Below are 13570 nucleotides of genomic sequence, written 5' to 3' on the forward strand. Positions count from 1 at the left end.
CGTTAAATTTTTGATTTAAGCGCCGCTTTTTCATGTTTCATATGATTAAGCTTTTTTATTTTGTTCGCGTAATAAATCGCGGATTTCAGTAAGTAATACTGTACTTTCTTCAATTTCTTCTTCGACTTCTTTAGGTTTAACAAGTGTATTTGCGATTTTGATAAAGATAAATAACGCAAAAGCAATGATAATAAAGTCAATAATTGATTGAATGAAGATACCATATTTTATACCGTAAATTGTCCAATTTTTAGCAAAATCAATTTCACCAAATAAAAGACCAATGAGCGGCATAATGACATTCTCAACAAGAGATGTCACGATCTTATTGAATGCAGCACCCATCACTACGGCTACGGCTAATTCAAGTACGTTACCTTTTAATGCAAATTCTTTAAATTCCTTTAACATGATGTTCTCCCCCTGAATGTGATTTCAAACACTTTAAGAATTATACATCATAGACATAATATTGCAAGACGCAATTTTGCTATATAAACTTATTTTTATATGCCACGTTGAATATGTTATTCTGTTTTGTTATTGTATATATGACGATTGCATTTTAAAGCTTATTTAAAACGTTTAATCAAAAAATGCACATATCTTTGAAAATTTAATATGGAGAAAGGGAGTAGGTATTGATATGAATACTTCAAATCCAAATGAAAATGGTAAGAAGTTTTCACCAGTATTTATCTTTAGTTCAATTATCATCTTTGCGATTGTTTTAATTGGGGTATTTATACCGAAACAATTCGGTGGATTTACATCTATGATTACAGCTTGGATTACGAATACATTAGGTTGGTATTATCTGATCTTAACAACAGTGATTGTGTTCTTTTGTATCTTTTTAATTTTTAGTCCGATTGGTAAATTGAAGCTTGGTAGACCAAATGATAAACCTGAATTTAATACAGTGTCATGGTTTGCGATGCTATTTAGTGCAGGTATGGGAATTGGTCTTGTGTTTTATGGTGCTGCAGAACCTTTAGCGCATTTTGCTTCACCACCGAATGCAGATCCGAAATCTACTCAAGCTTTTACTGAGTCATTACGTTCTACATTCTTCCACTGGGGCTTCCATGCATGGGCAGTCTATGGTGTTGTTGCACTTGCGCTTGCTTATGCACAATTTAGAAAAGGCGAGCCTGGTTTATTATCGAAAACATTACGACCGATCTTAGGCGACCGAGTGGATGGTCCAATAGGAACGTTCATTGATGTTTTAGCAGTTTTTGCCACAGTGGTCGGTGTCGCTGTATCCCTAGGTATGGGTGCGCTTCAAATCGCTGGTGGTTTACATTACTTGTTTGGTGTTCCAAATAATATTGTGACACAATCGATTATTATTGTAGTTGTTACAATCTTATTCATTATGAGCGCTTGGTCAGGACTCAGTAAGGGGATTCAATATTTAAGTAATTTAAATATCGGCTTAGGTACAGTTTTATTATTAGCTGCGTTATTTATTGGGCCGACAATTTTAATCTTAAATATGTTGACAAGTTCTACAGGTAGTTTATTAAATTCATTTTTATTTAACAGCTTTGATGCAGCTGCCACAAATCCTCAAAAACGTGAATGGATGGCAAGTTGGACGCTTTACTATTGGGGCTGGTGGTTAAGCTGGAGTCCATTCGTTGGTGTATTTATTGCACGTGTATCTAAAGGACGTTCGATTCGAGAATTTATTTCAGGGGTTTTACTTGTCCCAGTAATCGTAAGTTTTATTTGGTTCAGTGTATTTGGTGTTCTTGGTATCGAAACAGCTAAAAAACATAAAGAAATTTATGATATGTCTGTTGAAACACAATTATTTGGTGTTTTCCATCATTTACCAATGGGTATGGTGTTATCAATTATTGCACTTTTACTCATCGCATCATTCTTTATTACATCAGCGGATTCAGCAACATTCGTCCTTGGTATGCAAACAACATTTGGTTCACAAAACCCAAGTTCATTTGTCAAAGTAACATGGGGTGTTGCACAATCTCTTATCGCTTTCGTGCTTTTATTATCTGGTGGTGGAGATGGCGAAGCCGGGTTAACCGCACTTCAGAATGCAGCGATTATTAGTGCCTTGCCGTTCTCATTTGTTGTCATACTGATGATGGTCAGTTTCTATAAAGATGCCAATAAAGAACGTAAATTCCTCGGTTTAACATTAACGCCGAACAAACATCGTTTAAAAGAATATGTTGAAAATTCTAGAAACGATTATGAAGAAGAATTAATTTCTAAGCGTAAAGCGTTACGTGATACGGAAAGATAATAGAAAACGGTCTTATTGCTTAATGATGAGGTGATACCTTGTCATTAAGCTTTTTTATTTATACAGACTCAGGAAGTTGAAATCATTCAACTATCGTAGGAGTCAAAAATTCATTTTATCAAGGATTCTAATCAACGCGCTTAATACTTATAGAGCGCGCATTTGAAAAATAGCATAATATATACTTATTACACTATCTTAGATTGATAACTTTTATTTATAGTTACTGATTAGAAAGTCAAAAAACTGAAATAAAGCTTTTCACGCGTATAGAGTTGTTTTCATAGAAGGATAATTATACAATTATATTAACGGCATATAAAAATATCAGGGGGGATATTCTATGGCTTCAAATTTAAAAGAGCAAGCTAAAAAGTCGTTTCAAGTGAATGGTAAAACACTAACTTACTACGACCTTAAATCACTCGAAGCACAAGGTTTAACAGAAATTAGTCGTTTACCATACTCAATTCGTGTACTTTTAGAATCTGTTTTACGTCAAGAAGATGGTTTTGTGATCACAGATGATCACATTAAGGCGTTATCAACATTTGGTAAAGAAAACGTAAAAGGTGAAGTACCTTTTAAACCATCACGTGTTATTTTACAAGACTTTACAGGTGTACCTGCAGTAGTAGATTTAGCATCATTACGTAAGGCAATGGATGATGTCGGCGGTGATTTATCTAAAATCAATCCTGAAGTACCTGTGGACTTAGTTATTGACCACTCGGTTCAAGTTGACAGCTACGCATCTCCAGACGCTCTTGAACGCAACATGAAATTAGAATTTGAACGCAACTATGAACGTTATCAATTTTTAAACTGGGCTACAAAAGCTTTTGAAAATTATAATGCGGTACCGCCTGCGACAGGTATCGTACACCAAGTGAACCTCGAATATTTAGCGAATGTTGTTCACGTTCGTGAAAATGAAGGAGAACAAGTTGCTTTCCCAGATACATTAGTAGGTACCGATTCACATACTACGATGATCAATGGTCTAGGTGTATTAGGTTGGGGTGTTGGTGGTATTGAAGCTGAAGCAGGTATGCTGGGTCAACCATCCTACTTCCCAATTCCAGAAGTAATTGGTGTACGTTTAACTAAAGAACTTCCTCAAGGTGCAACTGCCACAGACCTCGCTTTACGTGTAACAGAATTACTACGTAAAAAAGGCGTAGTTGGAAAATTTGTTGAGTTCTTCGGTCCTGGTGTTGAAAAATTACCATTAGCTGACCGTGCAACAATTGCCAACATGGCACCTGAATATGGTGCAACATGTGGTTTCTTCCCAGTAGATGATGAAACACTCAAATATCTACGTTTAACAGGTCGTTCTGATGAGCAAATTGAAACAGTGGATAAATATTTAAAAGAAAACCATATGTTCTTTGATGCCTCTGCAGAACCGAACTACACAGATGTTGTTGATTTAGATTTATCTACTGTAGAAGCTTCATTATCAGGCCCTAAACGTCCTCAAGATTTAATTTTCTTAAGTGATATGAAAAAAGCATTCCAAAAATCTGTGACTGCACCTGCAGGTAACCAAGGTCACGGTTTAGATAAAAGTGAATTCGATAAAAAAGCGACAATTGAATTTAAAGATGGTCGTTCTACAGAAATGAAAACAGGAGATATTGCGATTGCAGCAATTACATCTTGTACAAACACATCTAATCCATATGTAATGTTAGGTGCTGGACTTTTAGCTAAGAAAGCTGTTGAAAAAGGTTTAAAAGTTCCTGACTATGTGAAGACATCACTTGCACCAGGCTCGAAAGTCGTAACGGGTTACTTACGTGATGCTGGTTTACAAGATTATTTAGATCAATTAGGCTTTAACTTAGTGGGTTATGGTTGTACAACATGTATCGGTAACTCTGGACCATTACTCGAAGAAATTGAACGTGCGGTGGCTAAAGAAGACTTATTAGTAACATCAGTCCTTTCTGGTAACCGTAACTTTGAAGGTCGTATCCATCCTTTAGTGAAAGCAAACTATTTAGCATCACCGCCACTCGTTGTCGCTTATGCTTTAGCGGGTACAGTTGATGTAGACTTACAAAATGAACCACTTGGTCAAGATGCGCAAGGTAATGACGTTTACTTAAAAGATATTTGGCCATCGATTCAAGAAGTTTCAGATACTGTAGATAGTGTCGTGACTCCAGAACTCTTTAAAGAAGAATATAAAAATGTATATGAAAATAACGAATTATGGAATGAAATCGATACTACAAATCAACCATTGTATGATTTTGATCCGTCATCAACATATATTCAAAATCCTACATTCTTCCAAGGCTTATCTAAAGAGCCTGGTCACATTCAACCATTAAGTGATTTACGTGTGATGGGTAAATTTGGTGATTCTGTTACGACAGACCATATTTCTCCAGCTGGTGCGATTGGTAAAGATACGCCAGCAGGTAAGTACTTAACTGACAATGGTGTATCACCTCGTGACTTTAACTCATACGGGTCACGTCGAGGTAACCATGAGGTGATGGTGCGAGGTACGTTTGCGAACATTCGTATTAAAAACCAATTAGCGCCGGGCACAGAAGGTGGTTATACAACTTATTGGCCAACAAAAGAAGTAATGTCAATCTATGATGCAGCGATGAAATACAAAGAAGACGGCACAGGTCTTGTTGTGTTAGCTGGTAATGACTATGGTATGGGTTCTTCTCGTGACTGGGCAGCGAAAGGCACGAACCTTTTAGGTGTGAAAACAGTTATCGCGCAAAGTTATGAACGTATTCATCGTTCGAACTTAGTGATGATGGGTGTGTTACCGTTACAATTTAAACAAGGTGAGTCTGCAGATTCTCTTGGTTTAGATGGAACAGAACACATTTCAGTCGACATCTCTGAAGCGGTTCAACCAGGTCAAGAAGTGAAAGTTACTGCGAAAAAAGAAGATGGACAAATAATTGAATTTAAAGCAGTGGCTCGTTTCGACTCTAAAGTTGAAATTGAATACTATCGTCACGGTGGTATTTTACAATTGGTATTACGTAAAAAATTAGCATAAAACATGCTTTTATCATCATAATAAAACGGGATGGAACGTAGTAGTTCTATCCCGTTTAATCTGTATGATGTTTATTATCGTTATTTAAATACGATGTATGATACACTAAACAGTGACGAATGATAGAAAGAGGGACGGCGTATGTTATATGCTTTAACTGAGATAGAATCTAGATATCAAGAAACAGATCAAATGGGTGTGATTTACCATGGGAATTACGCAACATGGTTTGAAGTAGCGCGTACTGATTACATTCGTAAACTCGGTTTAGATTACAGTGAAATGGAACATGAAGGTGTCGTATCACCAGTGACTGAATTAAACATCACCTATAAAAAAAGCGTCACATATCCAGAAAAAGTGATTATCAAAACATGGGTTTCAAAATTTTCTAAATTACGCTCAAGATATCAATATGAGATATACAACGAAAAAGGTGACATTGTGACTACTGGTTACACAGATAATGTGATTATTACTAAAGATGAACGTAGACCGATACGTCTTGATAAACGTTTTCCGAATTGGTTTGAGGTTTATAGTAAAGTTGATGAACAAAATCAAGCAGGCGTTGAAAAAGAGCTTACGTTAAATTAATTCTATCAGTAATATTAAATCGCATAGAGATGCTGTTGCCATATTAAATAGCCTTCATCGCTCATATATGGGTGAAGATGAAGGCTATTTTCATAGTTTTTAAAGGCTAAGTATGTAAGCTGACAAAAGAAAAGGGAGACGCTTAGTAACGGTATTAACTTTTCCTCTTAATATTATGTCAGTTTAAACAAATTATCATGACCGTTTGTTTTAAGTGTAGACATTTTAATGGCATATAAAAAAGGTTGAGCATACTATATCTCAACCTTTTAATTTTATAAGGAACTTTATCTCGTCATCTTACGTTCCATGTATGTTATTGTAATCTCTTTTTATTTTGATTCAGCTTCATATGTGATTTCGTCATTTTTGACGTCGATTTTGAGGTGATCGTCTTCAAAATACCATACGTCTCTTTCAGCAACAACGACATATAAGCCATCTAGTGTTTGTTCGTATCCAATTTCGTCAATATCTTTTACATTTTCAATATTAAACGCAGGACTAAATCCTTGTTTTAATTGAAATTCGCCACCATAGCGAACAAAAAAGTGAAGTGCTTTGCCTTCTTGAGGTAATTCTAATTCTTTCTTAAACCATTCAATTGCTTCAGCTGTAAATTCTAATTGCATCTTTAAAACTCCTCTCATAAATAAGGCTAGGTATAAGCTTATTTTATCTTGAAACCTAAAGGAAATAAATAGAAAAAGGTTACATCCATTTAATTTTAGGCTCTGTGCCTTTAATGATACGTTTGATATTACTAATATGTCGTATCACGAGTAGAGAGGCTACTACGAAACTAATCAGTAGTAGTATTTTGTCATTAACTATAAACGAGCCTATGACACAGCAAATGCCGGCGATGATACTTGATAATGATACATATTTTGTTAAATAAAGAATTGCAAAAAAGATTGCGATTAAGATTAAGCATAAAATGGGGTTCACACCGAGTAACACTCCGGCACTTGTAGCAACCGCCTTACCGCCACGGAATTTTAAATATACTGGAAATACATGACCTAAAATTGCAAATATACCAATTAAAATACCATGAATATCTACATGAAATAATGCAGGTAGAAACACTACAATAAATCCTTTGAAAATATCAAAAAAAGTAACAGCGAACCCAGCAGGTTTACCTAACACTCTAAAACTGTTTGTTGCACCTGTGTTTCCGCTACCATATTGACGAATATCCTTTTTAAAGAAAATTTTACCAATTATATAACCACTCGGAATTGCCCCAATAAGGTAACTCAAAACGATTACTAGGAAAATTGACATGTACATTCACATCCTTTTAGTACCTACTACCATTTTACCACAATTTTTGAACGCGTCATGTTTTTTTGTGTTACTAAAAAAGTAATTTCCCATTATTCAGGGGTGAAATTAACGAGCAATACCAATTGTGACTTGCATTTTAATGTGATTTATATAAGAATAACTATTGTATAGTTTGATGAACGAACGTATGTTTGTAGGAGGGGAATTGAGTGTCAGCAAAAACGAATCATAACTATTCTGATGATGCAATACAAGTACTCGAGGGTCTTGAGGCTGTTCGTAAAAGACCAGGTATGTACATTGGTTCGACAGATAAGCGTGGTCTCCATCACTTGGTTTATGAAGTTGTGGACAATTCTGTCGACGAGATTTTAAATGGATATGGTGATGAGATTAATGTCACAATCAATCCAGACGAAAGTATTACAATTTCCGATAATGGTCGTGGTATGCCAACAGGAATGCATCAATCAGGGAAACCTACTGTTGAAGTTATTTTTACTGTACTTCACGCGGGTGGTAAATTTGGTCAAGGTGGTTATAAAACATCTGGCGGTCTCCACGGCGTAGGTGCATCTGTCGTCAATGCGTTAAGTGAATGGCTTACAGTTCAGATTCACCGTGATGGAAAAATTGTTGAACAACAGTTTAAACATGGTGGCGTTCCACAAACAAAATTAATATCTAAAGGTAAAACGAGACGTACAGGAACAACTGTAACATTTAAACCAGATCCCGAAATATTTAAAAATGCGACCTCTTTTAACTTTGATACGTTAAGTGAACGATTACAAGAATCTGCTTTTTTACTTCAAGGACTAAAAATCACTTTAGAAGATCGCCGCGCAGATAAAGCACGTACTGAAGTGTATCATTATGAAGAAGGTATTAAAGAATTTGTAAAATATGTTAATGAGGGTAAAGAAACGCTTCATGACGTTGCTTTATTCCAAGGTCAGTCCAATGAGATTGAGGTTGATGTATCGTTTCAATATAACGATCAGTATTCCGAGAGTATTATGAGTTTTGTTAATAATGTCCGTACAAAGGATGGCGGCACACATGAAGTCGGCTTTAAAACAGCGATGACACGTGTCTTTAATGATTATGCCCGCCGTATCGGCGACTTAAAAGCAAAAGATAAAAACCTTGAAGGTAATGATATACGTGAAGGACTCACTGCTATTATATCGGTACGTATTCCAGAACACTTGCTTCAATTTGAAGGCCAAACAAAATCTAAACTTGGAACACCTGAAGCGAGAAGTGCTGTAGATGCTGTTGTAGCTGAAAAATTGCCGTATTATTTAGAAGAAAAAGGTCAACTTTCTAAAGCGTTAGTAAAAAAAGCAATTAAAGCGCAACAAGCGAGAGAAGCAGCGAGAAAAGCGCGAGAAGATGCGCGTTCAGGTAAGAAAAATAAACGTAAAGATACGTTGCTATCTGGTAAACTGACACCAGCGCAAAGTAAAAACACGGATAAAAATGAACTCTATCTTGTCGAAGGTGATTCGGCGGGTGGATCTGCAAAACTTGGACGTGACCGCAAGTTCCAGGCCATTTTGCCATTACGTGGTAAAGTTATCAATACTGAAAAAGCAAAACTGGAAGATATATTTAAAAATGAAGAAATCAATACCATCATTCATACGATTGGTGCAGGTGTAGGAAATGATTTTAATATTGAAGACAGTAACTATAACCGCGTGATAATTATGACGGATGCGGATACAGATGGTGCACACATTCAAGTATTATTGCTTACATTCTTCTTTAAATATATGCGTCCTCTTGTTGCAGCGGGTCGCGTGTTTATCGCGTTACCACCACTTTATAAATTAGAAAAAGGCAAAAATAAAAATAAAAAAGTAGCCTATGCTTGGACAGATGAAGAGTTAGAAACATTACAAAAAGAATTTGGAAAAGGGTTTATTTTACAACGTTACAAAGGTCTTGGTGAAATGAATCCTGACCAGCTTTGGGAAACAACGATGAATCCTGAAACGCGAACATTGATTCGTGTTCAAATTGAAGATGAAGTACGTTCATCTAAGCGTGTGTCTACGCTCATGGGAGATAAAGTTGCACCACGAAGAGAATGGATTGAACGTCATGTACAATTTGGTATGCAAGAAGACCAAAGTATTTTAGAAAATGATGAAGTTCAAATTTTAAATGATGAATCGGAAGAGGAGAATGCATAATGGCTGAAATCATCCAAAGTTTACCATTAGAAGATGTCATTGGTGACCGTTTTGGGCGTTACAGTAAATATATCATTCAAGAACGTGCATTACCTGATGTACGCGACGGGTTAAAGCCTGTACAACGTCGTATTTTATATGCAATGTATTCAAGTGGAAATACGTACGATAAAAATTTCCGTAAAAGTGCGAAAACCGTCGGGGATGTTATTGGTCAATTCCACCCACATGGCGATTCGTCGGTTTACGATGCAATGGTGCGTCTCAGTCAAGATTGGAAATTACGTCATGTATTAGTTGAAATGCATGGTAATAACGGGAGTATCGACAATGATCCTCCAGCTGCAATGCGTTATACAGAAGCTAAATTAAGCTTACTGTCAGCGCAATTATTACGTGACATTCATAAAGAAACGGTCGATTTTGTACCGAACTATGATGATACTGAAATGGAACCTATGGTGTTACCAGCACGTTTTCCAAATTTACTTGTAAATGGTTCTACAGGGATTTCTGCTGGTTATGCGACAGATATTCCGCCACACAACTTATCAGAAGTAATCACAGCGACGTTAAAATATATAGATAATCCTGACATCACGGTGAAACAACTTATGAAATCTATCAAAGGCCCAGATTTTCCAACGGGTGGTATTATTCAAGGGATTGATGGAATTAAAAAGGCCTACGAAACGGGTAAAGGCAAAATTATCGTTCGCTCTAAAACAGAGATTGAAACGTTGCGAAATGGTCGTTCACAAATCGTTGTGACAGAAATCCCATATGAAGTAAATAAAAGTAGTCTTGTGAAGAAAATTGATGAGTTACGTGCTGATAAAAAAGTAGATGGTATCGTTGAAGTGCGTGATGAAACAGATAGAAGCGGTTTACGTGTTGCAGTGGAGTTGAAAAAAGACGTTAATGCAACAGCAATTTTAAATTATTTATTTAAAAATACCGATTTACAAGTAGCCTATAATTTCAATATGGTAGCAATCAGTGAAGGTCGACCTAAGTTAATGGGCATTAAACCGATGATTGACAGTTACCTCAATCATCAAATCGAAGTTGTCACACGTCGTACTCAATATGATTTAAGTCATGCTGAAGCGCGTATGCATATTGTTGAAGGTTTGATCAAAGCTTTATCTATTCTAGATGAAGTCATCGCAATTATTCGAAACTCTAAAAATAAAAGTGATGCAAAAAATAATCTTGTTGCTGAATTTGATTTTACACAAGAACAAGCTGAAGCGATTGTTATGTTACAGTTGTACCGCTTAACAAATACAGATATCGTTGCATTGCAAGATGAACATAAAGAACTAGAAGCTCTAATCGCTAAATTGAAACATATTCTGGATGACCACGGTGCGTTACTTGATGTGATTAAATCAGAATTGAATGAAATTAAAGCACAATTTAAATCACCACGTTTATCCGTGATTGAAGCTGAAATTGCTGAAATTAAAATTGATAAAGAAGTCATTGTACCAAGTGAGACGGTAGTGATGAGTTTAACTCAAGAAGGTTATATTAAACGCACTTCTTTACGTAGCTTTAATGCCAGTGGTAAAGACGAAATTGGTATTAAAGATAAGGACAGCGTGTTAACGATTCAAGAAGTCAATACACAAGATACAGCGCTTGTATTTACGTCAAAAGGACGCTACTTACTGATTGCTGTGCATAAATTGCCGGATATAAAATGGAAAGATTTAGGTCAACATGTATCTCAAATTGTACCTATTGATGAAGACGAAAAGATAATACAAGCGTATGTCGTTTCTAAATTTACTGATGATGAAGCGATTATTACCGCAACGCGTAACGGTATGATTAAGAAAAGTTTACTGTCAGGTTTCAAATCTTCGCGCTCAACGAAACCACTTGTTGCTGCAAAAGTAAAAGCAGGTGATGACGTTGTGGCTGTGATGAAAGTGCCATCCAAGAATGACCTACAGTTGATTACATTATTCACACACAAAGGGATGTCGCTTACTTATCCATTGTCTGAACTTCCTGATACAGGATTACGTGCTGCAGGTGTGAAAGCCATCAACCTTAAAGATGAAGATTACGTAGTACTGGCGGACACAATTGATAGTGAAGATTCAATTTTGATTGCCACTCAACGAGGCGCTTTAAAACGGATTAAAGCATCACTTTTACAATCGGCTAAACGTGCGCAACGGGGTATCACAGTATTAAAAGAATTGAAGAAAAATCCACATCGTGTTGTAGATGCCAAAGTATGTCGACCTGAGCATGAGCGCTTTACTTTGCATTCAGATCGTCATCAATTTGAAGGCAACATTAACGATATCCACTTATCTGAACAATATACGAATGGTAGTTTTGTAGTTGATGTGACACAGTTTGGTGACATCAAGCATCTTGAAATACAGTAGCTTTTAAAAAATTTATAGTCACTTGTCTTATTCAATGGTAGAATGAACCTAGTTGTTTTTAAAATTGAGTATATTTGAAAATTTGATAAGTAAAGAGGGATTAAAGTGAAAGATTTTGATAGTTTAATTCCGGGTTGGTTCAAAACATTAATAACTGAAGGTACAGACTTAATTTGGTCCCAATATTTAATTGGATTACTACTTACTGCTGGACTCTTTTTCTCAATCAGTTCAAAGTTCGTTCAAATTAGGTGGATACCTGAGATGTTCAGAGCCTTAACGGAAAAGCCAGAAACACTTGATTCTGGTGAAAAGGGGATTTCGCCATTCCAAGCGTTCGCAATAAGTGCAGGTTCTCGTGTAGGGACGGGAAATATTGCAGGGGTTGCGACAGCAATTGTATTAGGTGGTCCTGGTTCAGTATTTTGGATGTGGATTATTGCAATTATTGGTGCAGCGAGTGCCTTTGTTGAGGCGACTTTAGCTCAAGTATACAAAGTTCCAGATAAAGAAGGCGGCTTCCGAGGTGGTCCCGCATATTATATTACTAAAGGATTAAATCAAAAATGGTTAGGTATTGTATTTGCCATTTTAATTACAATTACCTTTGCCTTCGTTTTTAATACTGTACAATCGAATACTATTGCAGAGTCATTGCAAACACAATATAACATTGATCCTGTTTATACAGGGATTGTTTTAGCTCTGCTTACGGCTGTCATTATATTCGGTGGTGTAAGAAGTATTGCGACATTGTCGTCATATATCGTTCCGATTATGGCAATTGTGTATATCGTAATGGTATTGTTTATTTTAGTCACACATATTGATCAAATTGTACCGATGATTTTAACGATTATTAAAAGTGCATTTGGTATAGATCAAGCTGCAGGTGGGGCTTTAGGCTTTGCTGTTTTACAAGGTGTTAAACGTGGTCTATTCTCCAACGAAGCTGGTATGGGTTCTGCCCCTAACGCAGCAGCAACAGCAGCAGTTACACACCCTGTGAAACAAGGTTTAATTCAATCTTTAGGTGTATTTTTTGATACCTTACTTGTTTGTACTGCGACAGCAATTATGATTTTATTATATTCTGGTTTAGAATTTGGTGAAGGTGCTGCGCAAGGTGTTAAAGTGACGCAATCAGCACTTAATGAACATTTAGGAAGTGCTGGCGGTATCTTCTTATCAATCGCGATTACACTGTTTGCATTTTCATCTGTAGTAGGGAACTACTACTACGGTCAATCTAACATAGAGTTCTTATCTCAAAATAAAATTGTATTATTTATTTTCCGCTGTTTCGTTGTAGTATTAGTTTTTGTTGGTGCCGTTGTAAAAACACAAACAGTATGGAACACAGCAGATTTATTTATGGGCTTAATGGCCATTGTTAACTTGGTGGCAATTATCGGTTTATCTAATGTTGCATTTGCTGTCGCCAAGGATTACCAGCGACAACGTAAAGAAGGTAAACGACCTATCTTCAGACCAGAAGAATTAGAAATTAATTTATTCGGTATTGAATGTTGGGGCGATGCACAAAAGCGTTTGAAACAATACGATAAATTTTAAGTCGACATTATCATCTATCATTAACATATCTTTAGCTTTCAAAGTTCATTTATTCATGAATTTTGAAAGCTTTTTTTACAAACGCACATTGGTGTCTATGATATAAAAAATGTCGCTTTATTTATTTTATCTTTCAATATATAATCATTATGAAGTGGTAGAG

Annotated in this window: 9 protein-coding genes; 6 read left to right on the forward strand and 3 right to left on the reverse strand. The window is 36.1% G+C overall.

Going from position 1 to position 13570, the window contains the following annotated elements:
• Window positions 1-45: 45 nt before the first annotated feature.
• Entirely contained in the window at window positions 46-411 is a 366-nt protein-coding gene (gene mscL, locus GJE18_RS04980) for a large conductance mechanosensitive channel protein MscL (RefSeq protein WP_037564479.1), read from the reverse strand.
• Between the two features lie 235 nt (window positions 412-646).
• Here mscL and GJE18_RS04985 point away from each other — a divergent pair, with 235 nt between their 5' ends.
• The 3 genes from GJE18_RS04985 to menI all read left to right on the forward strand — a co-directional run bounded on the left by GJE18_RS04985 (window position 647) and on the right by menI (window position 5921).
• On the forward strand, window positions 647-2281 hold the full coding sequence (locus GJE18_RS04985; protein WP_060550981.1) for a BCCT family transporter: 1635 nt from the start codon (window positions 647-649) through the stop codon (window positions 2279-2281).
• Between the two features lie 343 nt (window positions 2282-2624).
• A complete protein-coding gene (gene acnA, locus GJE18_RS04990; RefSeq protein WP_060550983.1) occupies window positions 2625-5324 on the forward strand; it encodes an aconitate hydratase AcnA in 2700 nt (899 codons plus the stop codon).
• A 141-nt stretch (window positions 5325-5465) separates the two neighbouring features.
• Window positions 5466-5921 carry a 1,4-dihydroxy-2-naphthoyl-CoA hydrolase MenI gene (gene menI / locus GJE18_RS04995; protein WP_060550985.1) on the forward strand — a complete coding sequence of 152 codons (456 nt, stop codon included), beginning with the start codon at window positions 5466-5468 and terminating at the stop codon, window positions 5919-5921.
• 332 nt (window positions 5922-6253) lie between these two features.
• Here the strand turns inward: menI and GJE18_RS05000 are convergent, their stop codons facing one another.
• Both GJE18_RS05000 and plsY read right to left on the reverse strand, forming a co-directional pair.
• Window positions 6254-6553 (reverse strand): HesB/YadR/YfhF family protein, encoded by a 300-nt coding sequence (locus tag GJE18_RS05000; RefSeq protein ID WP_060550987.1) that lies wholly within the window; start codon window positions 6551-6553, stop codon window positions 6254-6256.
• A gap of 79 nt (window positions 6554-6632) precedes the next feature.
• Entirely contained in the window at window positions 6633-7214 is a 582-nt protein-coding gene (gene plsY / locus GJE18_RS05005; RefSeq protein ID WP_037564464.1) for a glycerol-3-phosphate 1-O-acyltransferase PlsY, read from the reverse strand.
• A 212-nt stretch (window positions 7215-7426) separates the two neighbouring features.
• On the opposite strand from plsY, the gene parE reads away from it, so the two are divergent.
• The 3 genes from parE (at window position 7427) to alsT (ending at window position 13407) form a co-directional block, all read left to right on the forward strand.
• Window positions 7427-9421, forward strand: coding sequence for a DNA topoisomerase IV subunit B (gene parE / locus GJE18_RS05010; RefSeq protein WP_060550989.1), 1995 nt, complete (start codon window positions 7427-7429; stop codon window positions 9419-9421).
• Entirely contained in the window at window positions 9421-11832 is a 2412-nt protein-coding gene (parC, locus tag GJE18_RS05015) for a DNA topoisomerase IV subunit A (RefSeq protein ID WP_060550991.1), read from the forward strand. The genes parE and parC overlap by 1 nt, the downstream gene beginning before the upstream one ends.
• 105 nt (window positions 11833-11937) lie before the next feature.
• Window positions 11938-13407 carry a glutamine transporter AlsT gene (alsT, locus tag GJE18_RS05020; protein WP_107368962.1) on the forward strand — a complete coding sequence of 490 codons (1470 nt, stop codon included), beginning with the start codon at window positions 11938-11940 and terminating at the stop codon, window positions 13405-13407.
• The last annotated feature ends 163 nt before the right edge of the window (window positions 13408-13570 follow it).

The sequence above is a fragment of the Staphylococcus agnetis genome (assembly GCF_011466855.1).
Classification (GTDB): Bacteria; Bacillota; Bacilli; order Staphylococcales; family Staphylococcaceae; genus Staphylococcus; species Staphylococcus agnetis.

Bases quoted from the DNA above. Each gene is read 5' to 3' on its own strand.
- mscL (WP_037564479.1), bottom strand. From the start codon at position 411: ATGTTAAAGGAATTTAAAGAATTTGCATTAAAAGGTAACGTACTTGAA.
- parC (WP_060550991.1), top strand. From the start codon at position 9,421: ATGGCTGAAATCATCCAAAGTTTACCATTAGAAGATGTCATTGGTGAC.
- menI (WP_060550985.1), top strand. From the start codon at position 5,466: ATGTTATATGCTTTAACTGAGATAGAATCTAGATATCAAGAAACAGAT.
- GJE18_RS04985 (WP_060550981.1), top strand. From the start codon at position 647: ATGAATACTTCAAATCCAAATGAAAATGGTAAGAAGTTTTCACCAGTA.
- acnA (WP_060550983.1), top strand. From the start codon at position 2,625: ATGGCTTCAAATTTAAAAGAGCAAGCTAAAAAGTCGTTTCAAGTGAAT.
- plsY (WP_037564464.1), bottom strand. From the start codon at position 7,214: ATGTCAATTTTCCTAGTAATCGTTTTGAGTTACCTTATTGGGGCAATT.
- GJE18_RS05000 (WP_060550987.1), bottom strand. From the start codon at position 6,553: ATGCAATTAGAATTTACAGCTGAAGCAATTGAATGGTTTAAGAAAGAA.